This is a genomic window from Micromonospora echinospora (assembly GCF_900091495.1).
Classification (GTDB): domain Bacteria; phylum Actinomycetota; class Actinomycetes; order Mycobacteriales; family Micromonosporaceae; genus Micromonospora; species Micromonospora echinospora.
The window spans coordinates 2,296,065-2,321,102 of record NZ_LT607413.1; the positions used below are offsets into that span (position 1 = coordinate 2,296,065).

At 68.4% G+C, this 25,038-nt stretch carries 20 protein-coding genes and 2 tRNA genes; 12 read left to right on the forward strand and 10 right to left on the reverse strand.

All coding sequences use genetic code 11. The annotated features are described in order from the left end of the window. Positions 1-24 precede the first annotated feature (24 nt). Positions 25-738 carry a class I SAM-dependent methyltransferase gene (locus tag GA0070618_RS10545; protein ID WP_088981485.1) on the reverse strand — a complete coding sequence of 238 codons (714 nt, stop codon included), beginning with the start codon at positions 736-738 and terminating at the stop codon, positions 25-27. Between the two features lie 214 nt (positions 739-952). On the opposite strand from GA0070618_RS10545, the gene GA0070618_RS10550 reads away from it, so the two are divergent. Continuing rightward, on the forward strand, positions 953-2,803 hold the full coding sequence (locus GA0070618_RS10550) for a hypothetical protein (protein ID WP_414467570.1): 1,851 nt from the start codon (positions 953-955) through the stop codon (positions 2,801-2,803). 52 nt (positions 2,804-2,855) lie between these two features. Here the strand turns inward: GA0070618_RS10550 and GA0070618_RS10555 are convergent, their stop codons facing one another. After that, positions 2,856-3,644, reverse strand: coding sequence for an IucA/IucC family C-terminal-domain containing protein (locus tag GA0070618_RS10555; protein ID WP_414467571.1), 789 nt, complete (start codon positions 3,642-3,644; stop codon positions 2,856-2,858). 275 nt (positions 3,645-3,919) lie between these two features. Here GA0070618_RS10555 and GA0070618_RS10560 point away from each other — a divergent pair, with 275 nt between their 5' ends. Beyond that, positions 3,920-5,452 (forward strand): peptide deformylase, encoded by a 1,533-nt coding sequence (locus GA0070618_RS10560; protein WP_088985440.1) that lies wholly within the window; start codon positions 3,920-3,922, stop codon positions 5,450-5,452. 77 nt (positions 5,453-5,529) lie between these two features. On the opposite strand, the gene GA0070618_RS10565 is transcribed toward GA0070618_RS10560, so the two are convergent. After that, on the reverse strand, positions 5,530-6,645 hold the full coding sequence (locus tag GA0070618_RS10565; RefSeq protein ID WP_088981487.1) for a globin domain-containing protein: 1,116 nt from the start codon (positions 6,643-6,645) through the stop codon (positions 5,530-5,532). Between the two features lie 247 nt (positions 6,646-6,892). Between GA0070618_RS10565 and GA0070618_RS10570 the strand changes: the two genes are divergently transcribed. Then, complete coding sequence (locus GA0070618_RS10570; protein WP_088985441.1) at positions 6,893-7,663, forward strand: CPBP family intramembrane glutamic endopeptidase; 771 nt, start codon at positions 6,893-6,895, stop codon at positions 7,661-7,663. On the opposite strand, the gene GA0070618_RS10575 is transcribed toward GA0070618_RS10570, so the two are convergent. Continuing rightward, positions 7,624-8,388, reverse strand: a complete 765-nt coding sequence (locus GA0070618_RS10575; protein WP_197701739.1) for a hypothetical protein — start codon at positions 8,386-8,388, stop codon at positions 7,624-7,626. The two genes, GA0070618_RS10570 and GA0070618_RS10575, sit on opposite strands and share 40 nt — an antisense overlap. Before the next feature lie 683 nt (positions 8,389-9,071). On the opposite strand from GA0070618_RS10575, the gene GA0070618_RS10580 reads away from it, so the two are divergent. The 5 genes from GA0070618_RS10580 (at position 9,072) to lexA (ending at position 12,571) form a co-directional block, all read left to right on the forward strand. Further along, positions 9,072-9,162 (forward strand) — tRNA-Ser (locus tag GA0070618_RS10580). A gap of 35 nt (positions 9,163-9,197) precedes the next feature. Then, a tRNA-Arg gene (locus tag GA0070618_RS10585) sits at positions 9,198-9,270 on the forward strand. Between the two features lie 256 nt (positions 9,271-9,526). Further along, entirely contained in the window at positions 9,527-10,975 is a 1,449-nt protein-coding gene (locus tag GA0070618_RS10590) for a helix-turn-helix domain-containing protein (RefSeq protein WP_231931684.1), read from the forward strand. A gap of 2 nt (positions 10,976-10,977) precedes the next feature. Continuing rightward, positions 10,978-11,694, forward strand: a complete 717-nt coding sequence (locus GA0070618_RS10595) for a creatininase family protein (RefSeq protein ID WP_088985442.1) — start codon at positions 10,978-10,980, stop codon at positions 11,692-11,694. 91 nt (positions 11,695-11,785) lie between these two features. After that, positions 11,786-12,571, forward strand: coding sequence for a transcriptional repressor LexA (lexA, locus tag GA0070618_RS10600; RefSeq protein ID WP_414467572.1), 786 nt, complete (start codon positions 11,786-11,788; stop codon positions 12,569-12,571). A 157-nt stretch (positions 12,572-12,728) separates the two neighbouring features. Here lexA and GA0070618_RS10605 read toward each other — a convergent pair whose 3' ends face one another. After that, positions 12,729-13,547, reverse strand: a complete 819-nt coding sequence (locus GA0070618_RS10605; protein WP_088981489.1) for an NYN domain-containing protein — start codon at positions 13,545-13,547, stop codon at positions 12,729-12,731. A 356-nt stretch (positions 13,548-13,903) separates the two neighbouring features. Between GA0070618_RS10605 and GA0070618_RS10610 the strand changes: the two genes are divergently transcribed. From GA0070618_RS10610 to GA0070618_RS10625, 4 genes are all read left to right on the forward strand, one after another. Beyond that, positions 13,904-14,350, forward strand: coding sequence for an HIT family protein (locus tag GA0070618_RS10610; RefSeq protein ID WP_157748930.1), 447 nt, complete (start codon positions 13,904-13,906; stop codon positions 14,348-14,350). A gap of 249 nt (positions 14,351-14,599) precedes the next feature. Then, positions 14,600-15,442, forward strand: coding sequence for a helix-turn-helix domain-containing protein (locus tag GA0070618_RS10615; RefSeq protein ID WP_157748931.1), 843 nt, complete (start codon positions 14,600-14,602; stop codon positions 15,440-15,442). Then, positions 15,442-15,654 (forward strand): DUF397 domain-containing protein, encoded by a 213-nt coding sequence (locus tag GA0070618_RS10620; RefSeq protein ID WP_088981492.1) that lies wholly within the window; start codon positions 15,442-15,444, stop codon positions 15,652-15,654. The genes GA0070618_RS10615 and GA0070618_RS10620 overlap by 1 nt, the downstream gene beginning before the upstream one ends. Continuing rightward, complete coding sequence (locus GA0070618_RS10625; protein WP_088981493.1) at positions 15,614-16,918, forward strand: MFS transporter; 1,305 nt, start codon at positions 15,614-15,616, stop codon at positions 16,916-16,918. The genes GA0070618_RS10620 and GA0070618_RS10625 overlap by 41 nt, the downstream gene beginning before the upstream one ends. Here GA0070618_RS10625 and GA0070618_RS10630 read toward each other — a convergent pair. The 5 genes from GA0070618_RS10630 to GA0070618_RS10650 form a co-directional block, all read right to left on the reverse strand. Next, complete coding sequence (locus GA0070618_RS10630; RefSeq protein ID WP_088981494.1) at positions 16,911-18,254, reverse strand: hypothetical protein; 1,344 nt, start codon at positions 18,252-18,254, stop codon at positions 16,911-16,913. The genes GA0070618_RS10625 and GA0070618_RS10630 overlap by 8 nt on opposite strands. Further along, the gene (gene serC / locus GA0070618_RS10635; RefSeq protein WP_088981495.1) at positions 18,251-19,384 is read right to left on the reverse strand and encodes a 3-phosphoserine/phosphohydroxythreonine transaminase; all 1,134 of its coding nucleotides are present in this window, start codon (positions 19,382-19,384) and stop codon (positions 18,251-18,253) included. The genes GA0070618_RS10630 and serC overlap by 4 nt, the downstream gene beginning before the upstream one ends. A gap of 98 nt (positions 19,385-19,482) precedes the next feature. Then, the gene (locus GA0070618_RS10640) at positions 19,483-21,945 is read right to left on the reverse strand and encodes a valine--tRNA ligase (RefSeq protein WP_088981496.1); all 2,463 of its coding nucleotides are present in this window, start codon (positions 21,943-21,945) and stop codon (positions 19,483-19,485) included. Positions 21,946-21,978: 33 nt separating this feature from the next. Further along, a complete protein-coding gene (locus GA0070618_RS10645; RefSeq protein WP_088981497.1) occupies positions 21,979-23,205 on the reverse strand; it encodes an NUDIX domain-containing protein in 1,227 nt (408 codons plus the stop codon). After that, positions 23,202-24,320: a Gfo/Idh/MocA family protein gene (locus GA0070618_RS10650; protein WP_088981498.1), complete on the reverse strand. Its 1,119-nt coding sequence runs from the start codon at positions 24,318-24,320 to the stop codon at positions 23,202-23,204. The genes GA0070618_RS10645 and GA0070618_RS10650 overlap by 4 nt, the downstream gene beginning before the upstream one ends. Positions 24,321-25,038 lie beyond the last annotated feature (718 nt).

Consider the following 25,038-nt stretch of genomic DNA (forward strand, 5'->3'; position numbering starts at 1 on the left):
TTCGTGGTGGTTGTTCCGTCCGGGTCAGCCGGGGACGCGGGCGACGGCGAACACCGACTGGCCGAACGGCGGCCGGACGAGCTGCTCGGCGGCCTTGGTCACCGGCAGGACGGTGGTGTCGTATACCTTGACCATCGGGCCCTCCTTCGGCATCAGCCGGAAGACCTTGGTGGCCATGAAGTAGCCGATCAGACCGAGCGCGTTGGCGTAGTGGATCCGCTCCACGCGCAGTCCGGCCGAGGTCATCGCCGCACCGAGCGTCCGCTTGGTGTAGCGGCGGACGTGGCCGGTGGCGATGTCGGCCGGGCTCATGGCGAACTGGAACGCCGGCACGATGATGATCACCGCACCGCCCGGCCGGACCAGGTCCCGCATGCTGCGCAGGGCGGCGACGTCCTCCTCGATGTGTTCGAGGACGTTGTAGGAGACCGCCGCGCTGTACTCGCCGCCGATCTCGTCGTGCGGGAGCAGCATCTGCCGGACCTCGATGGTCGGGTGGTCGGCGAGACGTTCCTTCAGCGCGATCAGCCGGTCCGGGTCCGCCTCGGTGGCGGTGAAGCGGGGCAGGTGCGGTGCCCACTCCAGCGCGTAGTCCCCGAGCCCACTGCCGATCTCGATGGGATTGTCGCCGAGGTATGGGAGGGCGAGCTCGACGAACCATCGGCGGTGGTTGACGGCGGTGGCGAGGCCCTCCAGCACCTCCGACTGCACGCGCTGGTCGCCAGTGATTTCTGCCATGCGTCGATTCCTCACCATATGACTCGACCCGCACCCGGACCCGACAGAGTCAACCACCTGTGTCGTCGGTGGGGAAATCAGGCCACCGGGGGTGACCGGAATACGGTTCGATCGGGGGTGCGGAGATCTTCTACTGGGCGAACCCGGCACATACTACGCCGGAACTCCGAAACGCACACCTTGCCGCCTTGGCCTGACTACGCTCTGAATTGTCATGACTACTCCGGGGTCGGAGGCTGGTCGGGAGTGGCTCCTCCGTCCGGTGTCCTCCAATGCGACGCGGCGGGACGATCCGGGTGGGCCGGACGCGGGCGTGCGCCTGGCGGGCCGGTGGCTGCCGGACGTCGTCGCGGTGGCGGGCTTCGTGCTCCTGGCGCTCTGGGTGACCGTCCGATTCTGGATGAATCCCGACCACGAGAGTCGGGTCAATCCCACCGACCAGGCCCAGTTCGAGTGGATGATGGCGCATGGCGCGCGGGTGGTGACCGATTTCGCCTACCCGTTCGGTTCGGACCGGATGAATGTGCCGGACGGCGTCAACCTCATGGCAAACACGTCCGTATTATCCGTTTCATTGCCAATGACGCCGGTCACCGTGTTGTTCGGGCCGCGCACCGCCTTTCTCCTCTTTCTCACCGGCGCGATGATCGCCACGGGCACCGCCTGGTACCTCGTCATCTCCCGGGTGCTGACCCGGTCCCGACTCGCAGCCTGGGCGGGGGCGACGTTCTGCGCCTTCTCCCCGGCGATGGTCTCCCACGCCAACGCCCACCCGAACATCGTCGCGCAGTACGTGGTCCCACTGATCGTCTGGCGGACGCTGGCGCTACGCGAGCCGGGCCGGTCGGTCCGCAACGGCCTGGTCCTCGGACTCCTGATCGTCTGGCAGGCGTTCCTCAACCTGGAGATCCTGCTGATGACCGCGGTGGGGCTCGGGGTGGTGGTCGCCGTGCTGGCCGTCCGCCGGCCCTACCTGCGGCGGTATGGCCGACCCTTCCTCGCCGGGCTCGGTGTCGCCGCCGGGCTCGCGCTCGTGGTGCTGGCGTACCCGCTATACGTCCAGTTCTTCGGTCCCGGCGCGTACGAGGGCCTCTCCCGGCTGATCCGGGGCTACCGCAGCGACCTCGCCTCCTTCTTCGCCTGGCCCGGCGAGTCGCTGGCCGGCGATCCGCGCGACACCAGACGGCTGGCCAAGAACCCGACCGAGGAGAACGCCTTCCTCGGCTGGCCGTTGGCGGTACTCGTGCCCGCTCTGGTCTGGTGGCTGCGGGACCGGGCCGAGGTGCTCGGCCTCGCCGCCGCCGGGGTGCTGTTCGCCGTGCTCTCCCTTGGTCGTGAGATCCGTTACAACGGCCGGGACACCGGTGTTCCCGCGCCCTGGGCGGTGCTGGAGAACCTGCCGATCCTGCACTCGGTGGTACCCACCCGGTGGGCGCTGGCGTTGACCCCGGTCGTCGGCCTGCTCCTGGCGTACGGCGTCGAACGCGCCGGGGACCTGGCCCGCCGTCATCCGGCGGCCCGCCGGCAGATCCGGTTTGGTGCGGTCACCGTGCTGGCGATGGCGCTGCTGCCGTTGCTGCCCACCCCGCTGCCGACGACCCGGCTGGATCCGGTGCCCGAGTTCGTCCTCTCCGGCGCGTGGCGGCCGTACCTGGCCGGTGGGCGGAGCCTGGTCGCCCTGCCGCTGCCCGACACCGACTACGCCGACCCGCTGCGCTGGTCCGCGGTGACCGGCCTGGAGATGCCGATCGCCCGGGGCTACTTTCTCGGACCGGACCGGCGGCCGGACGCGCCCGAGGGGCGGATCGCGCTGTTCGGGGCCACGCCCCGCCCGACCAGCAGTTTCTTCGTCACCATCCGGCGCACCGGCGCGGTGCCGCCGATCACCCCGCAGGACCGGGTGGCGGCCGTCGACGACCTGCGGTACTGGCGGGCCGGCGCGGTGGTGCTCGCTCCGCACCGGCACGAGGACGCGCTGCGGCGCGGGATGACCGAACTCACCGGAGTCGAGCCGGTCCGCATCGGCGGGGTGTGGCTCTGGGACGTCCGCCCCCTGGTGGACTGACCGGCCCGCCGGGCGGCTCAGCCGTCTCCGGCCGGGATCGGACGGGCGCGGGTCAGGGGCGGACGCAACAGCCCTGGCAGTACTTCGGCTTCGGCAGGGTGAACGCCTGACAGCAGGTGCGGCGCTGGACGGTGGGCTGACCGGACGGCCCGGGCACCAGGTCGACCAGGTCCCGGACGCCGAGCGTGCCGAGCAGGGTGTCGACCGACTCCACCGCCGAACCGGGCAGGGCGTCGGCGGCCCGCAGGATCCCGTGGGCGATGCCGGAGGCGACCGAGCCGAGCAGCGTACGGGTGCCGATGCGGACCTCGGTCCGGATCGCCCTGACCAGCGGGTGGAGGTGGGCGTCGAGCAGCGACGCGCGGAGCAGGTCGAGCAGTTCGGCGTCGTCGGCGACCACCCGGACCTCGGGTGGGGGCGCCAGGGCCAGTGGGTCGCTCGGCAGCACCGCCACGGTCGTCGACTGCCGCAGCCCGAGCGTGACCAGGGGGCGATGGTCCTCAAAGTGGATCAGCACGTCGGCCGGGTCGAGCAGGGGCACCCGCCGCGCGGAGGCCCAGCCGAGCACCACCGGCAGCGCCGCCCAGTAGCTGTACGACTTCCAGGCCAGGGCGGCGCAGGCGTGCGGTGTGCCACCCCAGCGGTGGGCGGCGGCGGCCAGGAGTTCGGGGAGGCGGGTGCCGTCCACCAGGGTGGTGGCCGGGGACCAGCCGTACTCGTCGGTCACCAGCAGCCCGGGGGTGAGCCCGGGGAGGTCGTCGGTGCCGAACATGGCCCGCAGCGTGGTGGTGACCGGAGTGAGCGGCGCGGTGGCGAGACGGGGTGGGATCACCGCTGTCATGTGTCGCGCTCCCCTCGTGGTGCCGGCCGCATGAGCTAAGGCTAACCTAACTCGCGCTCCGGGGGGAGAGGTGGCCGGTAACGGTGTGTGCCCGGCTGGCCTGCCCCGCTGGTACCCGGGGTCGCGAGTCGGAAACGTGTCCGACAAGCGGTCATAACGGACATGCTGAGAACCGTTCGGGGAGCTTTGTCAAGGTCAGAGTCGGCAACGTGCCACTTCCGTGGAATCCCGCCGACCAAACGTGAAACTGAATACTCCCGGCCATGAGGAAGCTGATGACGACCTCGCCCCTCGAACGGGCCGCCGACTCGTTCGCAGCTGAGCTCGGCCGGCACCGGATCGAGCGAGGGCTGTCCAAGAAGCAGCTCGCCACCCTGATGGGGTTCGACCCGTCGTACGTCAGCCACGTCGAGAGCCGCCGGCACCGTCCCACCGAGGACTTCGCGCGGCGCGCCGAGGCCGTCCTGGAGGCCGGCGGCGCAATCTGGCAGCGCTTCCGTGAGTACGACGACCTGCGGCACGCCCGGACCGCCCCGCCGCACCGCGACCCGCCCGTCCCCAGCCAGTGGATGCCACCCGGCACGGGGCTGATCGTCGAGCACGAGCTGGCGAGTCTCACCTACCGCGACGGCGTCTACCGCTGTGCCGTCCGGCGGGCCCTCTACAACGCCGGCACCGACCCGGTCACCCGCTACCTGGCCCGGGTCGCCGTCGACCGCTACCCAAACGACCCCGGCCGCTCCAACCGGCACCACCGGGACCACCCCCTGACCTTCGCCGAGTTGCAACTGCGGGCGTACCGGGACGACCGGGGCGAACGGGAGCCGATGCACTGGCGGGCCAAGCACGACCGGGACGCGTTCAAGGAGTTCTGGCTCCTCTTCGAGAACGCCGACGGCCGCTTCCCGCTCTACCCCGGCGACCGGGCCACGATCGAGTACGAGTACTGCGTCGGACAGGAGAAGTGGGGACGCTGGTTCCAGCGCGCCGTCCGGGTGCCGACCCGGGCGCTCGACGTGCGGCTGGACCTGCCCGCCGCACTCGAACCGCAGGTCTGGGGACTGGAGACCTCGTTGTCGGCGGAGGAGGGACCACTGCGCACCCCGGTGCAGCGCCACGACGAGGGCGACCGGGCGATCTTCGAGTGGGCGACGGAGAACCCGCCGCTCAACGCCCGCTACCGGCTCCAGTGGCGGTTCCGCAACCCACCCGCCACACCCACCCCGACCGGCACGCCGGCCGACCCGGCACGCCCCCGGCCGAGCGACCGGATGCGGGCCGCCGGCATCGTGCAGCGCGGCGCCGACCTGCTCCGTCAGCCCGTCCGGCAGTTCGACCTGCCCGAGGAGGGGCCGGTCGCCCGGGACGTGGTGGAACGGCTGCTCGACGCCCTCGCCGAGCTCGACGAACTGCACCGGTTCAGCCGGGGCGTCGGACTGGCCGCCCCCCAACTCGGGCTCAGCTGCGCCGCCGCCGTGGTGCGCCCGCCGGACCGCAGCGCCGACCCGATCGTGCTGCTCAACCCCCGGGTGGTCGACTCCTCCCCGGACACCGACGAGCAGTACGAGGGCTGCCTCTCCTTCTTCGACCACCGGGGTCTCGTCCCCCGGTCACTGCGGCTCGACGTGGAACACGCCCGTGTCGACGGCACCCGGCTGATCACGTCCTTCGAGTTCGGCGTGGCCCGGCTGGTCGCGCACGAGATCGACCACCTGGAGGGGCGGCTCTACGTCGACCGGATGGCACCGGGCGTTCCGCTGGTGCCGGTCGAGGAGTACCGCGAGACCAGTCACGCCTGGCGTTACTGACCTGGGCGGCCGGACGGGTGCCGGGTCGCGTGCCCCAGGGGGCGGGGGCACGCGACCCGGCGTGGGGGGAGGAATGTCTAGAGGTTGCCGAAGGTGTCGTACCGGATGTGCTGCGGCGGCACCTGGTCGGCGGCGAGCGCCCGCAGGGTGGCCCGGACCATCCCGGCCGACCCGGAGACGAAGCAGTCGTGCGCCGTCCACGGGCCGTAGCGGGTCACCACATCGGAGATGTCGCCCTGCTCGCCGTCGAAGTCCGGGTCCGCGCTGCACGCCGGCGTCACGGACAACCACGGGTGTGCGGCCACCAGCTCCTGCAACCCGGCCAGGGCGTACAGGTCGTCGGCTTGCCGGGCCCCGTAGAAGACGTGCACCCAGCGGGTCCGGTTGTACGTGGTCAACTCCTCGACCAGCGCCTTGACCGGGGCCAGCCCCACCCCTCCGGCCACGCAGAGGATGTCCCGTTCCGAGGCGCGGTCCAGGGTCATCCCGCCCATCGGCGCGGCGATCCGCAGCAGGTCACCCGGCTTGACCCGGCGGACCAGGGCGCCGGAGAGCCAACCCGCGCCCGGCGTCCGGACGTGGAACTCCAGGATGTTGTCGTCGTTCGGGGCGTTCGCCACCGAGTACGTCCGCCACACCCGTGGGTGGTACCGGGGCGCCTCGATGCTGACGTACTGACCCGCCCGGTACGGCAGCGGATGTTGCAGGGCCTGGACGGTCAGCACGGCGGTGTCCGGGCCGTGCCGCCGGTGGGTCAGCACCTCGGCGTGCCAGAACGGCGGGTTCTCGTCGGCCGCCGCGCCGGCCTGCATCTTCTCCGCGATCGCCGCGTACGCGTCCCGCCACGCCTGGTCGTACTCCAGGTTCCAGCCGTCCCCGCCGGCGGTGCGCAACGCGTCCAGCAGGGCGACCCCCATGGTGGCGTAGTTGTCGGCGGTGACGTGGTACTTCCGGTGGTCCCGGCCGAGGCCGCGCAGGTACTCGTCGAAGCTCTCCGGGTCGCCGACGGCCTGGGTGGCGGCGACGATCGCGTCGAGGATGCGGTCACCCTGGCCGCGCATCTGCACCGGAAAAAGCTTTCGCAGGTCGGAGTCGAGGAGGAACAGGCGGGCGTAGAAGTAGTCGCTGAGGCGCTCCCGGTCCCCCTCGACCAGAGCCCAGCTCTCCTTCAACAGCCGCGCGAAGTTCTCCATCGGCGCTCCTCTCGGCAGGACGGTGGATCGGGCAGGTCCCAGCATGACCACGGAGCGTCGACGGTGGTCGCACAGAATGTGCGATCGATTCGCGCTGTCTGCCGCCTTCGTCCCACCCCCCCCCGTCGAACGAGGAGTAGTGGTGCCTGATTGGCGGCTATCGTGCGGTTTGTGAGGTGCCCAAAGTCCTTGATCGACAGGTCGGGGGGCGGTGCCGGCCGGCGCGGGGATCGGGCACAGTGGTGCGGTGACGGTTGAGCTCACCCGACCGGTGTCGCACCGGCTCCTCGGCACCGAGACGCTGCTGGTGCTCGGACTGTCGCTCGGGCAGTCCGCGATCTACGCCATGGTCTCCATCACCGCCAAGCTGACCGCCGAGGGCGGGCTGTCCCGGCAGACCGCCGCGCTGAACACCTCGGCGTCACCCCGGCCCTGGCTGGACCTGACGTACCAGGTGCTCGGCATCGTCTTCGCGCTGGTCCCGGTGCTGCTCGCCGTACACCTGGTCAACCGGGACCCGGGCGACGCCGGACGGACCCTCGGCCTGGACGCCCGACAGCCCGGCCGGGACCTGGCCCGGGGTGCCGGGCTGGCCGCGCTGATCGGCCTGCCCGGCCTGGCGCTGTTCTGGGTCGCCGCGCAGCTCGGGATCAACGCCACGGTCGTGCCGGCCGCGCTGCCCGAGCTGTGGTGGACCGTGCCGGTGCTGATCCTCGCCGCCGTGCAGAACGCGGTGCTGGAGGAGGTGATCGTGGTCGGCTACCTGATGACCCGGCTGCGGCAGCTCCAGTGGCGGGTCGGCGCGGTGATCGCCACCAGTGCGCTGCTGCGCGGCTCCTACCACCTCTACCAGGGCTTCGGCGCATTCGTCGGGAACGCGGTGATGGGCGTGGTCTTCAGTCTCTTCTACCTGCGGACCCGGCGGGTGATGCCGCTGGTCGTCGCCCACACGCTGCTCGACATCGTGGCCTTCGTCGGCTACTCCCTGCTGCCCAGGGAATGGTTCGACTGGCTCTGAGGCCAGCGGAACCCGGGCTGCCGGTAGGCGACGATCGTCCGGGCGGCCAACCGCTCCACGGCGGCCGAGTTCCCGGCCGCCGTGGCGAGCGCCGCCGCGCCGGGCAGCAGCCGGGACGCCAGCCGTAGCGCCAACCAGCCGCCCGCCTGCGCGGCGAGCGGCGTGGCCAGCCGCCAGGCCGCCTCGGCCACCCGATCCCACGGCGGCTCGCCCTCCCCGGTCTCCGCGCGGGCGGCGGCGAGAGCCGTCCGGGCGCTGTCCACGTCCGGGTGCACCCGGGTCAGCACCAGCAGCTCGACCGCCCGCTCCGGGTCGACCGGGTCCCGCCCGTGCGCCGCCGCCAAATGCAGCACCAGGCCGGACTGGGTCCAGAGCACCGCCGCCAGCTCGGCCAGGGGAGCGAAGAGACCGGCTACCGCGGCGGTGGCCCCACCCCACCCGGCCAGCCGGACGAACCGCCGGGTGGCGAGCCGGGCCAGACCTGCGGAACCAGCATTCGGGTACGCCTCGCGCAGCGCCGCCGCCCAGGCATCGGCCCGTGGCCCGATCCGCTCCACCGCCGCCAGGGCCAGCAACTCCGGCGCGAAGGCCGGGTGCGCCAACAGCCGGTCGAGGTCGACGGTACGGCCTCCCGCCGCCTTCCCGGTGCTCCTCCGCGCGGCGGCCGGCTTCCCGGTCGACTTCCGGGCCGTGCTCCTCCTCGGGGTGGCCTCACGCGGGACCACCTCCTCGCCGCTCGGGCCGTCCGTGGGCTCCGTTCCGGCATCGTGCGGCGGGGTGTGTTCCGAATCACCAACCATGGGCTGAGTTGGGGAGACAGGCGTCCCCGGTCCTGGCGTGGTGACACCATCGGCGTCCGCTTTCCGGCGACGGCGGGGCACCGACGTGCTCACCGGCCGGACCGTACCGGCGGGTGTGCCCTGCTCCGGCGGGCCGGACGGGTCCTCGGAGACCGCGCCCGCCCGCCGGCCCGCCCGGACCACCTTCTGACGAGGGGCCCGACGAGGAGGTGTCGCCGGTTGCTCGGACTCGGTCGGACCGCTGGTCTCGGGCGGCTGGAAGAGCACCGTGGGGGCCGAGGTCTTCCGGCGGGGCCGAGTGCGGGGCGGGACGTCCGGCTGGTCGGTGACCTGGTCGGGTTGGGCGGCCGGGACAGCCGGCGGGGTGAAGGTCGGCTCGGGGGAACGGCCGCGACGTGCCGCTGTGCGCGGCTCGCGGCGAGGCGGATCGCTCGGCGGCTGCTCCTGCATATCGACGAAGCCTAGTCCCGATCGCGGTGCCACGCAGGGGGAAACTCCTGCTCAGGGAGGGAAGTTGGTCGACCGGTGCCGCTGGAGGGGGAAGTCGCTTTGCTCCCTGCCGGGGCGGGGCTGTATTCTCGGGCGGCGGTGGTCTGCTGGGCCACCGAGGAGACTTCGCCTAGTCTGGTCTATGGCGCCGCACTGCTAATGCGGTTGGGGTCTTAAAGCCCCTCCCGGGTTCGAATCCCGGAGTCTCCGCGCGAAGGCCGGGTGTGTAGACTGGCCGAGCACCAGCGCCCGTAGCTCAACGGATAGAGCATCTGACTACGGATCAGAAGGTTAGGGGTTCGAGTCCCTTCGGGCGCGCAAGATCACAAGGGGCCTGACCTGCGGAAACGCTGGTCAGGCCCCTTCGTTTTCTCGTCCCCTGTGGACGTTTGGGTGCTCGGATGGTGCTCGTGCGACGAGCATCCCTCACGTCCGGCCCTGTCCGGTAGCACCCCGCTCGGTCCCAGCACTTCCTCCGTGCCGCCGAACGAGGTAGGTCTGGTTGTCCCAGTGAGGGACGAGGGCTGTTTCCGCTGCGATGGGTGCTCGCCCGGTTGCGTTGAGGTCAGCTACGGTGGCTTCGTTCTGCGTCGATTTGGCTATCAAACCCTCGTGGGTTGTGAAGGTCGGGGCTTTCGTGATCGATCCGCAGCAGGTCCAGGACGTCAAGCGGGCGCTCGGCGCAAAGCTCGCGCGTTGGCGCAAGTCGCGTGGCCTGACGCAGGCCGATGTGGCCGAGCGGGTGTACAGCACTCGGAGCACCATCGCTGGGGTTGAGTGTGGTCAGCAGGTTGCTGATCGGATCTTCTGGCAGCGGTGTGAGACGTTTCTGGACGCCGGTGGGGAACTGCTCGCCGGGTACGACGGTTACCGGAGTCTCAAGCAGCGGCATGATCAGGAGAAGCTCGAGGCTAGGCAACGCGCACGGTGGGGTGAGGTTGAAGGCGATTCGCGGCCAGGCATGGATGGTGTCCCGACCGTGGCGGGTCGGGCGCTGCTTCCACCTGCACAGGTAGTGCGATCGTCGACATCGGCAGGCGGTCCGGTGGAGACGGGTTGGCCGGCCGACCGGTCAACTGGCCTGGGTTGGCCCGGGCTGGGGCAGGTCTCGGTGGATGTTGATCCCGCGTTGGCCTTGCACTGGAGCGAGATGCTCCGGCTCCTCGCGGCTTCCCACAATGTCTTCGGTTCCCGGCAGGTCTACGACGCTGTCTGCCGAGAGCTGGCCGTGATCCGCCGTTACCGGCACGAGGCCATGGACGACCTCAAGTCGCGTCTGCTGGCGGTAGAGGCGCGATGGGCGGAGTTCGGGTCATGGACCGCCGACAATCTGGGGGACGCCGCGGCCGCGGCGTACTGGCTTGACCAGGCACTCGAACTGGCGCGCGGAGCGGGCGACAGACGGATGGCCGCCTATGTCTTCATGCGCCAGGCGCAGCAAGCCGCCGACCGACTCGACGGCACTCACGCCACGCGACTCGCCAGGACGGCCGAGACCATCGTGTCACTCGCCGACCGCGACCGCGCCCTGTGCCTGATTCGTCAGGCACAGGGACACGCCCTCCTCGGCGATCAACCACGCTCCCTCACCGCCCTCAAAATCGCACACAAGTTGATCGACCGAGCGGCAAGCGTCGGTGCCGACGACTCGGACACCATCGGCCGCCACTGCACCCTTGCCTACCTACGGGCACACGAGGGCTACTGCCTTCTACGCCTCGGTCAAGCCAAGGCGGCTGCCCGTGCCCTTGAAGAGGTCCTCGACGGCTGGCCCGTCGAATACCGACAGGATGAAACGCTGGCACGAGCCTGGCTCGCCTTGTCCTACGTCTCCGTCGACCGGTTGGCCGAGGCGGGCGTCGAGGGAAGCCGAGCGTTGTCCCTTGCCGCCGCAACCTCTTCCGCGCGGGCGATGCGTACCCTGGGCCAGTTGCATGCCCAGCTCACGGGGAAGACGGCATCTGCCGAGGTGGTCGGGTTCAGGAATGCCTTCTCACTCGTCGCTTCGACGGCCAGACTGTGATCATGGATTTGATCACCACCGCGACGACCACTGACGAGGCCAGCCGCGCCTCGGACGTCGCCGTGCTACCGGTGGGCAGTTTCGAGCAACACGGCGATCACCTACCTCTGCTCACGGACACGATCGCTGCTTGCGCTATCGCGAAGGCTGCCGCTGCCAGGTACGACTTGATGCTCCTTCCTCCTGTGACCATCAGTTGCTCGCAGGAACACACCGGCTGGCCAGGTTCGGTGAGTATCCGCTCATCCACCCTGACCCGCATCGTCGCCGACGTCGGGGAATCGCTGAGCCGGACAGGTGTCGACCGGCTGGTCGTGGTCAACGGCCATGGCGGGAACTACGTGCTGTCCAACATCGTGCAGGAAGCCAACGTCGGCGAGCGCCGCATGGCCTTGTACCCGCGACGGCAGGACTGGGAGGCCGCCCGCCAGCAGGCCGGGCTGGTCAGCAGCAGCCACGACGACATGCACGCTGGGGAGATCGAGACTTCCCTGCTCCTGCATCTCTGTCCCGAACTCGTCCGCGACGGTTATCAGAACGCCGACCACCTTGCGGAACGTCCGGACCTGCTGGTCCTGGGAATGCGCGGCTACACCGACAGCGGGGTCATCGGCCAGCCGTCCCTCGCCACCGCCGACAAAGGGAAAGCCGTGCTGGAAAGCCTTACTGCCGCGTTCGCCAACGTTCTGGCCATACTGCGGGGCGAACCACACCAGTAGACGTAGCTCCGGCAGTGGCTGCTGTTCGGTAACCCAAGTCGACCTCCAGCCCGAAGCCGTCGACGCCGTCTTCCGCCGCCACCGCGCGGAGATGCTCATCGGCAACCTGATGCCGCATTCCACGCTCGGGCCGGCCGCGCTGGCCCCGCTGGACCTGCGGCCTCGCCTGGTCACAGGGCTGAACGACACACCACGGATTAGCACAAACGATCTAATCCTGGGAGTAGGGTGTCGGAGTGTGAGCGCCCGCGACGCCGAACCCGATCCGCCCTGGCTGACGCCGCGGCAGCGGCAGATCCTCACGGTGATCCGCGAGTGCGTCGCGCGGGATGGTTATCCCCCGACGGTGCGGGAGATCGGCGCGGCGGTCGGCCTCAAGTCACCGTCGTCGGTGGCCCACCAGCTTCGGACGCTCCAACGGCACGGCCTAATACGGCGGGCTCCCGGCGGGCCACGGGCTGTCGACGCCCGCCCATCGGCCACCGACAGCCCGGCGACCGCGGCCTGCGCGCAGGTCCCGTTGCTGGGTTCGATTGCCGCCGGCACTCCCATCCTCGCCGAGGAACACGTCGAGGAGGTTCTGTCGCTGCCCGCGGACCTGGTCGGCCGGGGCGCCCTGTTCGCGCTGCGGGTCCGGGGCGACTCGATGATCGGCGCGGGCATCGCCGATCGGGACGTCATCGTGGTACGCCAGCAAGCGGTCGCCGACAACGGCGACATCGTCGCCGCCATGATCGACGGCGAGGCGACAGTCAAGCGGTACCGGACCCGAGACGGCAGGATCGAACTCGTCCCCCACAACCCGCACTACCCGATCATCGCCGGGGACCGCGCCATCATCCTCGGCAAAGTCGTCTGCACGCTCCACCGCTGGTGAGCCCCCGCACTGTCTGGCGTGGCCACCTGTCGGGGAGCAGGCGGCGGACAGGGTGAGGCTTACCGCGCCGCCGATGCTGTTGGTCATGACGATGGTGTCGTCGAGGCCGAGCACCACGATCCGCGGCAGTCACGATCTCGAAGACTGTTTTCCGCGTTCAGCTGGCGGTCGTCGAGGGCAAGGCGCTGTCGGTCGCCGGGGCTACGCGCGATTTCGGAGTGCTTGCTGATGGCCGGCGTTTGTCGCGGACGTAGATGACGCCGGGCTTGCCGCCGCCGGGGATGCGGCGCTCAATGTCGAACAAGGTGGTGGCGGTGACAAGGTCGCTGAGTTTGCCGTAGCCGTAGCTTCGAGGGTCGAAGTCGGGGCGCTGTTTGACGATGATGTTGCCGACGCTGGCCAGGGGCGCCCAGCCGTCGTCGTCGGAGGCGGCCTCGACCGCGTTGCGCAGAAGGACGACGAGGGCGGTGTCGCCCTTGAGTTGGGCGGCGGTCGGGGTGGCTTTCGTCGGCGCGACGTCCGCCGGGGCGGGGCTGCCGGTGTAGTTCAGGTTCTCGGTGTAGACGAACTTGTCACAGGCGGCGACGAAAGGTTTCGGGGTCTTGCGTTCGCCGAAGCCGTACACCGTGAGTCCGGACTCGCGTAGCCGTGACGCCAGGCGGGTGAAGTCGCTGTCGCTGGACACGATGCAGAAACCATCGAAGCGCCCGGAGTACAGCAGGTCCATCGCGTCGATGATCAACGCCGAGTCGGTGGCGTTCTTGCCGGTGGTGTAGGCGAACTGCTGGATCGGCTGGATCGACTGGGCGAGCAGCATGTCCTTCCAACCGCGAAGGCTGGTCCCGGTCCAGTCGCCGTAGGCGCGCTTGACATGGGCGGTGCCGTACTTGGCGACCTCGGCCAGCAACGCCTCGACGGCCGCCGGTTGGGCGTTATCCGCGTCGATCAATACAGCGAGTTTAGCGGCGGTCTCCATCGCGTCCTCTGATCTGGTATCTCGTCGGGGTTGACTTACCCGCCAGCGACTGGCCTGTCAGTCCTCCTCGGGGTGCATGCTCGTGAGGCGCGAGTTCCTCGGGTGGCGCTCCGTCAGGTGTTGCGTAGCACGGTGCAGGTGCCGTAGTCGACTCCCCGGTGGCGGAGGCAACGTACAGACGACCATGCGGCGGCGCGCCGCGTCTACCCGCTCCCACCGGCGGAATCTCGATCGTCGGCTGCCGTGCTAACCGGACACAGGGACGCGAGTCCGTCCAGGGCACCGCCCCTCACCTGGCACCCAACGCCCATCGGGGAGGATAGTGCGAAACTTCGTTCCGAGAGGCGATCGCGATCTTGAATCTGTCGTGCGTGTTCTGCTCGGTGACGGCTGGCGTTACCGATCCTGGGGTCTGTCTCGCCGTCAACAACGAGTTCGTTGTTTTTCCGGCACTTCACCAGCGGCCGAACAACAGAGGTCACATGCTTCTCGTCCCGGCAGGTCACGTCGGCGGCATCGCCGACGTGCCGCCCGAGAAGGCGGGCCCCATGCTGGCCGCGCTTCAGGTGACGACGCAGGCGGTGAAGGCTGCGTTCGGCGCCAGCGGGACGACGGTGCGGCTCAACCTGGGACCTCCCGCTCAAGACATCTTCCATCTTCACTGGCACATCATTCCGCGGTACGTGGGCGACGACTTCAACAGCGCTAAGTCCTCCGAGGTGCCTCTGAACGAACGCTTGCAGCTCACGGCGAAGCTTGGCCAGCACCTTGTCAGACGGGCTTCGACCCGGGTCCGTAAGTGATCAGGTGTCGGCACGCAGCACCACACCCGTTCGCTCCATCCGGACTTCCAGACGAGCATGAACGCGCTGGTGGGAGTAGGGGCGCACGCTCTGAAGGTTGACGCTCACCTCGCCCGGGCTCGCGCGATCTTGGCGGGGTGCCGGTGCTGGTCCTCGGCGCTACCGGTGCTGTACTGTCCGAGGAGTTTATGCACGTGCGCATGGAGTCGCTGACGTATGGGTACTCGCGGATCGCCTCAACGCTACCGAGTGGGCGCTGAGCTGCGTCGAGTACGCGAGAACCTGGGATGGTCCGGGGAGCGCGTCGCAGATTCGCTCGAGTGGTCGCAGTCGAAGGTCTCCCGGATCGAAACCGGGGCGACGGCATTCACCGTTCGCGACGTAGACCGGTTGCTCGGTCTCTACGGGGTCGATCCCGACATCCGTGCTGAGCTGCTGGCGGCGACTGCGGAGGAGAACGGCGAGGGGTCCTGGATCACGATTGCCGGCGGCTGGGGACGGAGACAGGGGGCAGTCGCGGCGCTGGAGTCGACAACGCGGGAGATCAGGCAATATCAGCCGGTCGTCGTGCCGGGCCTGTTGCAGACCCGAGCCTACGCCCATGCGATGGCGGTCGCGGTCGGGGCGGGAAGCCCGGACTACATCGCCGACGTGCGCATGGCGCGACAGCAGATGCTGGAGGGGCCTGACGCGCCTCGCTTCGTGGTTGTGGTGGACGCTCGAGCTCTGCTGTTCCGCGCGTTCCCGGTCGAGGTGTCCCGAGGTCAGATCCAGCATCTGACGGGCTTGGTGGACCATCCCAACATCGAGCTCGGTGTCGTCCCGATCGGCGTGCAGCACCCAGTCGTAGCAGCTCAGGGGTTCACCATTTTCGACTTCCGGTCCGGCCTCAGCCCTCGCACTGTATGGATCGAGTCGCCTGGAGGTGACTGCTACTTCAGCGAGGAGGCTGCTGTCGCCCGGTTTGAGAAGGCGTTTACGGGGCTGAAGTCCGTTGCACTGCACGGCAATCATGTCGTTGAATACCTCAATGCTCTCGATGTTGAGGTCGAGCGCCTTGACGCCATCGTTCCCGGAGTGGGAGGAAGCTGATGTCATCAGTGGGGTTCGCAGGCGCGACGTGGCGAAAGAGCAGCGTGAGCGGCGACACGGGCTGCGTAGAGGCCGCGTTCGTCGAGGAGGAGGTGGGGGTGCGGGACTCAAAACTGTCTGACGACAGCTCCGTCCTAGTCTTCACACGGCACGAGTGGGCGGTGTTCTTGCATGGCGTGGGCAAAGGTGAGTTCGGTCGCCCCGCAGCCTGAAAGCACCCGGCCAGTACCATCGGACCGGCCGGCTGCTGCCGACCGGCGGCGTCAGATCCGTCCACTGTTGGCTGCGGTCGCTGTCTCCGTCGCAGGCGACGGAGCGTTCATCGCCGCCGCGCCGCTGCTGGCTTCGACGCTCACAGCCGATCCGCTTGCGATCTCCGCTGTGAGCGCGGCCTTCTATCTGCCATGGCTGGCCCTCGGGCTGCCTGCTGGAGCGCTCGCGGACAGGTGGCCACGCCGTCGAGTGCTCGTGATTGCCGACCTCGTCCGCGCGGTGCTGATCGGGCTGCTGGTCGCAGCGCTGGCGCTCGGTTGGGCGAGCATTCCGCTGCTGATCACGGTCGTCTTCGCGGTGGGTGTCGCCCAGTGCTTCTTCGACGCCGCGTCGCAGGCGGTGATCCCGATGATCATCGGCAGGGACGGGGATAACCTGAGCAAGGTCAACGGCCGGTACTGGGCGCTGGACACCACGGGACGGTCGCTGGTGGGTCCGCCTCTCGGCTCGTTGACGTTCTCAGTCGGCCGGTCTCTGCCGTTCGCCGTCGACGCGGTCTCGTTCCTGGTCTCGGCGGCACTGGTGCGGATGGTGCCCGATGTGCGGTCTGAGCAGCCGGCCCGTCAGCCGTTGTGGGCGTCGATTCGTGAAGGCATGCGCCACCTGTTCAGAACACCGGACCTTCGCGTCCTCGCGGTCGCGATGGGTGTGTTCAACCTCGGCTATTTCATGGTCATGGGGACGTTCGTGCTCTATGCCCAACGCACACTTCACCTTCCGAACGCGGCCTACGGGGCTCTGCTGGCCGCGATGGCGGTGGGTGGGATCGTCGCTGCGGCCAATGCTCGCCGCCTGATCGCGGGTTTGGCGTACCGCAAGGTGCAGGCTGCCGCAATGACTGTCCAGGCGGGGGTGTGGCTGGTGGCGATGCTGACAGGCAACGTCTGGGTGATAGCAGCGCTGTTCGTGGTCTACGGCGCGGCGGCAAGTCTGGCGTCCGTCGCTGTCGGCTCAGCTCGGCAGGCGCTGTCACCGGACGGCTTGATCGGAAGGGTGGTCGCGGCGTTCCGGATTCTGGGCCTGGGCGGGGCGGGACTCGGTGCGCTTGTCGGCGGCGCGGTGGCGAAGTCGGCCGGGCTGGACGCGACCTTCGTTGTCGCTGCGGTGGTGCTGGTCGTGGCCGCGTTTTTCACCTGGCCGAGTAGACGGCAGCCGAATCAGGCGAACGATCACGAAGGGGTGCGGTCGGGCGCCCTCACTTGAGCCCTTTACCGCCGTCCGTATCGCGCAGCTTGAGGCCGGCAGACATTCCAGGCAACCGTGGGTCATCGCCATAGAAGATGCCGTGCAGCGAGACGATGCGGCGGCAGGTCGCGGCGTAGGAGGCCATGCCCTGCCGCCGGATCATCGGGATGAGCGTGCTGGATACGGAGAGGACCGCGCGCAGGAAGCCCGCGTAAGCACGTGGGACGTCGAACGCCTTCAGCTGCGACTCGACCTCGCTGAGCAGCTCGTCGCATGCGGCGTCCAAGTCGATGCCGCCGGTGCGGGGTTGCTGTAGACCGATGTACCGCAGACTGTTCAACACCTTTTCGCGCAGCCGTGAGGCACCCACGGTGGCCAGCGCGGTAGCACGGAGATCCTTGCCGAGCGGTGAGGACAGCAGCGCGGCGCGGACGAGGCACGGCTCGACATCAGCCGGCGCGTCGGCGAGTGAGGCACCGGTGTAGCGCGAGAGCTTGCGTCCCGCCGTGTCCAGCAGCGTGCCGTGCTGAACGATCACGGCGGGCAGTGCGCCGGGTCGGTTGGCGGCCAGGAGCGTCAACAGCCACTTGCGCTGGATATCGAATCCGGCCGCGGCCACGATCGGGCCGTCAAGGCCGAGGCGGCGCAGCAGGCTTGGCCCGAGAGCACCAACCAGCCGCGGATCGAGGATCTCGCCGTCATGTAGCGGGGAAGGGACGCCGAGATTCCGCCGAGGGTGACCGACTCGAATCAACGGATGGACGTCGGCGAGGCTGCGCAGACGGCGGATGCCATAGCCGGGCACCCATTCGACGGTGGCCGCGCGACGGAACACCTCGTCAAGGTCGACGGGTAAGAACCAGTCCCATGTGGTTCGCACACGCAGCTTGCCACCACAGGTGAAGCAGTGCTCGGTATCGGCGCTCGGCGGGAGGGCGATCCGGCAACTGAGGCACCACTTCTCCTCAGCGGCCAGGTAGCGGACGACGTCGCTGTTGGCCAGGTCGGTGATGACGGCCTGGACGAGTGCTCGCACGGACGCATCGTCATCCCGTAGTGCGGCATGGGGCGACACCGCGATGCCGAAGCCTTCCAACGTGGCGACGGCGTTGTCGACAGCAAGTCCGCAATAGCGGGCGAACTCCTCCGGATCGTGTCCGAACGTCGGCTCCAGGCGGCGGCTTGCCATGTTCCACGACTGCGGCAGGTGAGCATCACCGCCGAAATACTGGGCAGTCCGGCGAGCCGCGTCGAGCAGCACCCATGTGTAGATGCCGCCGAGGTGCGGTGCACCGGGCGGTGACGGCGGCGCCAACAGGACCGTGCTCGGCTCGCGGTCCTCCCACGCGATCATCGCGGCACCCGCGCTCCGCCGCCCGGGACGCGGCGGGGCAGCCGCCGCCGCTTGGCGCGGGCGAAGTGCGCCATGAATTCGACGAGCTGGCCGACCGCATCCAGGGAGACCGCGTTGAACAGCGAAGCACGCAGGTGTCCGACCTTGCGGTATCCCCACAGCCCGACAAGTCCCTGCTGCGCGGCGTCTGCCTGAAACTCGTCCTCCAACTCCGCGGTCGGCAGCGCGAACGTGACATTGACCTTCGACCGGCTGTCACGGTCGGCGAGGCCCGTATAGAAGTCGCTGTCGTCGATCGTGCGGTAGAGCATCTGGGACTTGGTGGTGCTGAGGGTGTCCATCGCCTCGACTCCGCCCTGCTGGATGGTCCACCCGGCCATGAGGTTCAGAACGAAGATCGCACTGATCGGCGGGGTGTTGAATCGCGACCCCGCCTGCGCGTGCGTGAGGTAGCTGAGGAAGGGCGGGAGCTGCCGTACCGGTTCGAGAAGGTCGGCTCGGATCACGACGAGCGCGACGCCGGCGGTACCGAGGTTCTTGTGAGAGGTCGCGTAGATCAGGCCGTGCCGGGCAATGTCGAACGGGCGGGTGAGGAGGTCGCTGGACGCGTCACAGGCGAGCCATGTGCTCGCCGGGATGTCGGGCGGTTGCTTGAACTGCGTGCCCATTTCGGTGTTGTTCGACGTGTAGTGCACGTACCGGGCGGTCGGCGTGAACGACGCCTCGGCTGGCGAAGGCAGACGCAGGTAGCCGGCTGCGTGCGTGGAGGCAGCGATGTTGACGTAGCCGTATACCGCCGCCTCGGCGGCTGCCGCCGCCCCGAAGTGTCCCGTGACCACGTAGTCCGCGACGGCGTCCGGGCTGAGGTGGTTGGCGGGCAGCATCGTGAACTGGAAGCGCGCGCCACCGTGTAGTAGCAGCAGTTTGTACCCCACCGGGACGCCGATGAGCGCGCGCAGGCGCTCGACCGTGTTGTTGTAGAGCCGCTCGAACTGTCCGCTGCGGTGGCCCAGTTCGAGGATGCCGAGCCCGGTGTCGGCGTAGTGCTCAACGCTTGCCTGGTACTCGGTCAGCACGTCGTCGGGGAGGATGGACGGCCCAGGGGCGAAGCTGCGTACTCGTGTGGGCATGGCGTGCCTCCGTAGCTGATGTGTACGGCTCCGAGGGTTCGGGTAGGCGTGCCCGGCTGGCCACCATGAATCAGGTAGTGGGCCAGCCGGGCGGTATATCAGGCGATGATGGCGACCCTGATGCCGTTGACGCCGCTGTCGGTGTCCGCGTCACCGAAAACCGCTTCGTCGGCGCGGGCAGCCACGCGAAGCGGTTCGGCTAGTGCTCGGGCGGTTCGGTGGCCGTCGTCGGTGACGCCCTGCAGCACGACTTTCGCGATGCGGGTGTTGCTGCCGAGGTTGAGGCCGCTACGCAGGACGCGGATTTGGTCGAGGATCGTGGACATGGTGTCGATGAGCTTGCGGTCGGTCCGCCACTGTGGCTGCGGTGCCGGCCAGGACGTGAGGTGAAGGCTGATGGTGTTCTCGTGGGGCCGGAACATCTGCTGGTAGAGATAGTCCGTGATGAACGGGGCGAAGGGCGCGAACATGCCGAGGACGGCGCGGAAGCCGATGCCGAGCGCCGCGCGGGCGCTGGCCCGGTCGGCGTCGGTGTGGTTGCCGGGGTTGAGGAACCGCTCTTTGACCATCTCGATGTACCGGTCGCAAAAGACTGACCAGAAGAAGCGTGTCGCGGCCTGGTATCCCTGCATGAAGTCGTACTCGTCCATCGCCGCGGTGGTCTCGTCGATGGCGGACGCCAGGTGCGACAGCATCCACCGGTCCACGTCGGTGCACAGCGCTGCGGGATCTGGCGCGGCTTGTGGGTCGAACCCGTACATGGTCATCAGTCGGGCGACGTTCCACATCTTCACGGCGAACTTGCGGCCGGTCTTGACGTCCTTCTCGTTGTAGCGTAGATCGGTGCCGATCCGCGCCTTGGTGGCCCAGATGCGCAGCGCATCGGCGCCGTACCGCTCGATGACGTGATCGGGGACGTAGCGGTTGAAGCCGTCCGGCGTGGTGGACTGGTCGAGGTCTCGCTTGGCGATCTTCTTGCCCTGCTCGTTCAGCCCCCAGCCGGAGATCATCACGGTCTGCCAGGGCAGCCGGTCGAAGTGGTACTGCGACTGCACGATGGTGTAGAACAGCCAGGTTCTGATGATCTCGAATGCCTGCACACGCAAACTCATGGGAGCCAGCCGCGGGTCGCTGTTCAGCCCGTTGACCGCCCAGCCGTCGTTGATCTGTGGCGACAGGGAGGAGGTCATCCACGTGTCCATGACGTCGGGATCCGGGCTGAGGCGACCGGAGCAGGCCGGGCAGGCATCCACTGGCGGTGCATCGGCGAGGGGGTCGGCGGGCAGCGCGCTCAGGTCGGCGGTGACCGCGTGGCCGCAGTCGTCGCAGAACCACACCGGAAACGGCACGCCGTAGTGCCGCTGGCGGCTGATGTTCCAGTCCCACTTCAGGCCCTCGATCCAGTCTTCGAGGCGGCGCTGCATGTGGGCGGGTATCCAGGTCAGCTCCTTGGCGCGGGCCAGGAACGTGTCCTGGTGCTCGCGCACGCGGATGAACCACTGCGCCCGGATCTGGTACTCGACCGGCGTCAGACACCGCTCGTGCACCCCGACGTTCTGTTTGAGCGGGCGGCTTCTACTCAACGCGCCGATCTCTGCGAGCCGGGCCACGATTGCCGCTCGCGCCTGGGTCAGTTGCAGACCCGCGAACTGCCCGGCGAGATCTGACAGCCGACCGTCGGGGGTGACGACGAGCCGCAGGTCGAGCCCGTCGCGTCGCCACTTCAGGACGTCTTCGCCGTCGCCGAAGGTACAGACCATCATCAGCCCCGTGCCGAAGGCGGGATCCACGGACTTATCGGCCTTGATCGGGACCTGATAGCCGAACAGCGGCACGGTCGCCTGAGTGCCGAGCAGGTCCCGGTACCGCTCGTCCTCCGGATGGAAGTACAGCGCCACGCAGGCGGGCAGAAGCTCGGGGCGGGTCGTTGCGATGACCAGCGCCCGACTGTCCGCCGCCGCGAAAGCGATGTCGTGCATCTTCCCATTGCGGTCGAGGTCTTCGACATCGGCTTGCGCCAGGGCGGTCCGGCACTCGGTACACCAGATGATCGGATCTTCCACCCGGCGCAGATGGCCCGCCTCGTGGAGCTTGATGAAACTCGTCTGCGCGGTGAGCTGGCACCGCTTGTCGATGGTCGAGTAGAGCAGATTCCAGTCGACCGACAGACCCACCCGGCGCCACAGGTCCTCATACCGGGCAGCCGTCTTGCGGGTTTCGGCCAGGCACAGGGCCACGAACTCCGACCGCGGCATGTCGACGGCTTTGACCCCGTAGGTCTTCTCGACGTAGCGCTCGGTGGGGAGGCCGTTGTCGTCAAAACCCATCGGGTAGAAGACACGGTCGCCTTGCATCCTTCGGTACCTGACCACGAAGTCGGGCTGCGAGTAGCTCATGGCATGGCCGACGTGAAGGTGGGACGCCGACACGTACGGAGGAGGCGTATCGATGCTGAACACCGGGCCGACCGCCGAGCGGTCGAACCGATAGATGTCGTGCTCCTCCCAGAGTGCCCGGACCGTCGTCTCGACGGCGAGATGGTCGTATTCAGCGGCATCCATGTCGTGGCATCCTCACTCTTGCGCTGGCCGGTTTCAGTGGGGGTGTGTCTGGCTGAGGCGACGCTCGAAGATCAGGCGGGCCTCGGGGGTGAGGTCCATCGACAGCACCTCGCTCGCATCGACGAACCGGTAGTTCGAGTGCTCGGTCAGGCGAGGTGCGACGCTGTCGGGCAACTCAATCTCGAACGAGAACGCGGCCAGTCGGCCACTCACGACGGGCTGGCCGTCGAACAGGCGACTGACGGCGAGGTAGGTGCCGGTCTCCTCCCACACCTCACGGGTCGCTCCGTCGCGAGGATCCTCGCCGGCCTGGAGGTAGCCGCCGGGGATCGTCCATTGGCCGGGGTAGAGGTAGTCGTCGGGGTGTCGCTGCACGAGCAGTGCCTTGTGCCCAGCCCACAGGATGCTCATTGCTGCTGCCTGCGGTAGCTCAATGTCCCAGCGGACCGCGCTGTCCTGTCCGTTCCATCGCACGTCGCTGACGCCCCGGCGGCGGAAGTCGTCGAGCATGCGGCCATGGGCGGCGTCTAGGAAGGTCGCCCCGCGCAACGCGAAGGCCGCGCCCACCTCCTCGTACTGCGAAGTGGCCTTGCGGGTAGCGCACTCCTCCAGGAACGCGATCTCCTCAGCGGTCAGTCGCTCGGTCGCGGTCAGATGATCCAGGCCGTCCCGGTAGCCCATGCTGAGGTAGCCGTAGAACGCCGCGATGTACTCCAGGCTGATGAGCGGCGTCCGCACGAACTCGGCCGCGCCGTGGGGTGCCATAGAGACGTCGAACAGGAACTTGCGCAGGAAGTAGGAAAAGGAGGCTACGGTCCGGATCGCCTCGCGACGGGTACGCGACGGAGGCGGGTCGGTGAACTCGGCGAAGATGTTCCGCCCGAACAGGTTCACGCTGGTGTACTTCGCCTGGTAGATGAACAGCTCCGCGCGGTTTTTGTGCTGGAACAGCTCGTATCGCCCCAGTAAGGGCTGCGCGTCGGCCAGAGTGTGCACGTTGACGCTGATCGGAATGCCGAGCTGTGCTGCCAGTTCGTCGCGGACCTTCGCGATGCCCTCGGCGGTGCCGGCGTCGAGGCAGTCAATGATCATTTGAACGTCGATGTTGCTTTTAGCGTGGGCGATACCGCGTGAACGCGAGCCCATCAGCATCGCGCCGACCACCGCAGGGACGCCGCCGAAAGCCTCACGGAGCACCTCGACGAGATCGGTGTCGATTTGGCGGGTGTTCAGCCGGTCGGAGATCAGCAAGTCGGTCACGCTAAGGCCGTCCTTTGCGAGGGAACGAGTGAGGGACCGTAGGCGGGTCGATCGGGCCGGGGGCCGGGATCGGTGGCCGACGACACCTGGCCCAAGGTCATCGTGAGGTCGATCCAGTCGCCGCCGAGTGCGGCCGAAGCAGTGGCGGCTTCCAGCACAGCCACCACGATCGCGCCGTGGATGCCGTCAGTCCTTGGACGCGCACCAGTGCGGACGCAGTCCGCGAAGTGGCTCAGCTCGGTGTCGAGCGGAGGGCGACGATCGGCTGTCGAGAGCGTTCGCGGCAGCACCTTGCTGCCGTTGACATGCAGCCGGACAGCTCCGTCCACGTCGTCGTAGACGATGCCTCCCGATGTGCCCGCGACCGTAGCCCGCCTGACCTTCTCGGGGTCGATGCAGCTGACGTGCACGTGGCCAAGGAAGTCGCCGAAGTCGAGCGTGAGGAAAGCCAGGTCGGAAACGGTGGGCCGGGTGAACATGTACTCCACACAGCGCACCGCCGCCGGCGGACGTCCAGCCCAGCGAATCAGGATCGACACGTCATGCGGTCCGAGGTTCCAGATGACGTTGGCGTCGTCGCGGAACCTTCCGTACGCCAGGCGCTGCAGGCTGACGTAACGCAGCTCGCCGACCTGCCCCTCCCGAAGAGCACGCTCAACGTCGATGACGTGCTCGGAGTACAGGAACGTGTGGCCCACCATGAGAGTGAGACCAGCTGTCGCTGCGGCCTTGGTCAACGCGACCGAATCCGTGGTCGACAGGGCCAGGGGCTTCTCGACAAATACGTGCTTGCCCTGGGAGATCGCCGCCATAGCAAGCTCGAAGTGACTTGCGGCGTGCGTCACGATCAGCACCGCCTCGATCTGCCGGTTACCCAGCAGGTCCGCTGGGGATAGGACCTTGGGTGCGGACGTCAGACGGGCGGCAAGTCTCGTTGCAGCCTCGGGACTGGCGTCCGCCACAGCCGACAGCCGGGCTCCGACACTTCGTTCAACTGCCGCCGCGACGTTGGCACCCCACTGCCCGCAGCCGATTAGACCGAACCTCACGGGCCCGGAGGTCTGGTGATCTCGCCTTTCAGCGTCAGGCGCGGTCGCAGCCTGGGGGTGTGGCATCGAACTGCCTCCTACAGCATCATCGAACAAGATCACTTATTCATGCACGCATGAATTACATTCCATGGAGATCGCTCTGATGTCAAGGAAGTTGCTGTGTGGTGAGTGGACTGGTCACGGCGGCAGGATGTAGGTGGTATGCGCCCGATCGACGCTGCTGGGTGTAGTCGGGCTCCTCAGCTATTCACCGACGTGGCTGGTTGGGGATGCGCCGTGCTGGCGAACGCCGCCACGGCGAGGTCGAGTCAACGAGCAATCGGCGGCCGCCAGTACCGTCCACCATGGTGGTTGACTGCACCGTCGACCAGTCGCTGCGTGCCCTCGACGCAGCCGTGGCCCGCTTCCTCGCCGTTGACGCATCCGGGCGATTCGTTGTTTGTCGACGGGCCGCCGAGGTGCGCCGCCGAGTGGATGGGCAGGGTTCCGCGCGGCCGGTGCCGCCCCCGAGGCGCTGGTCCAGACGGGGCGCCTGACCCGAGGGCGCGCGCCATGCTGGCGTACCACGTCCTCCTCGCCTGGAACTGCGCTGGATTTGTGGTGCGAGGAGCATGCACGCTGTCGGCTCAGGGTTGGCGTGACCAAGGCGGGTGCGACTGAACGTGTCCAGCCCGCCGTGCCCAGCAAGGACCTTTAGGTGAACACCAGAGGAATCCGCCCGCCGGGAGGGGCTCGTTTTGTCGTATGCGCCCCATATCGTCGCCCCGTGCCCGCACCGACG

What these genes read in the sequence shown, in the direction of transcription:
- GA0070618_RS10545 (WP_088981485.1), bottom strand. Translation starts at nt 738, where the DNA reads ATGGCAGAAATCACTGGCGACCAGCGCGTGCAGTCGGAGGTGCTGGAG.
- GA0070618_RS10550 (WP_414467570.1), top strand. Translation starts at nt 953, where the DNA reads ATGACTACTCCGGGGTCGGAGGCTGGTCGGGAGTGGCTCCTCCGTCCG.
- GA0070618_RS10555 (WP_414467571.1), bottom strand. Translation starts at nt 3,644, where the DNA reads ATGACAGCGGTGATCCCACCCCGTCTCGCCACCGCGCCGCTCACTCCG.
- GA0070618_RS10560 (WP_088985440.1), top strand. Translation starts at nt 3,920, where the DNA reads ATGACGACCTCGCCCCTCGAACGGGCCGCCGACTCGTTCGCAGCTGAG.
- GA0070618_RS10565 (WP_088981487.1), bottom strand. Translation starts at nt 6,645, where the DNA reads ATGGAGAACTTCGCGCGGCTGTTGAAGGAGAGCTGGGCTCTGGTCGAG.
- GA0070618_RS10595 (WP_088985442.1), top strand. Translation starts at nt 10,978, where the DNA reads ATGGATTTGATCACCACCGCGACGACCACTGACGAGGCCAGCCGCGCC.
- lexA (WP_414467572.1), top strand. Translation starts at nt 11,786, where the DNA reads ATGCTCATCGGCAACCTGATGCCGCATTCCACGCTCGGGCCGGCCGCG.
- GA0070618_RS10605 (WP_088981489.1), bottom strand. Translation starts at nt 13,547, where the DNA reads ATGGAGACCGCCGCTAAACTCGCTGTATTGATCGACGCGGATAACGCC.
- GA0070618_RS10620 (WP_088981492.1), top strand. Translation starts at nt 15,442, where the DNA reads ATGTCATCAGTGGGGTTCGCAGGCGCGACGTGGCGAAAGAGCAGCGTG.
- GA0070618_RS10625 (WP_088981493.1), top strand. Translation starts at nt 15,614, where the DNA reads ATGGCGTGGGCAAAGGTGAGTTCGGTCGCCCCGCAGCCTGAAAGCACC.
- GA0070618_RS10630 (WP_088981494.1), bottom strand. Translation starts at nt 18,254, where the DNA reads ATGATCGCGTGGGAGGACCGCGAGCCGAGCACGGTCCTGTTGGCGCCG.
- serC (WP_088981495.1), bottom strand. Translation starts at nt 19,384, where the DNA reads ATGCCCACACGAGTACGCAGCTTCGCCCCTGGGCCGTCCATCCTCCCC.
- GA0070618_RS10640 (WP_088981496.1), bottom strand. Translation starts at nt 21,945, where the DNA reads ATGGATGCCGCTGAATACGACCATCTCGCCGTCGAGACGACGGTCCGG.
- GA0070618_RS10650 (WP_088981498.1), bottom strand. Translation starts at nt 24,320, where the DNA reads ATGCCACACCCCCAGGCTGCGACCGCGCCTGACGCTGAAAGGCGAGAT.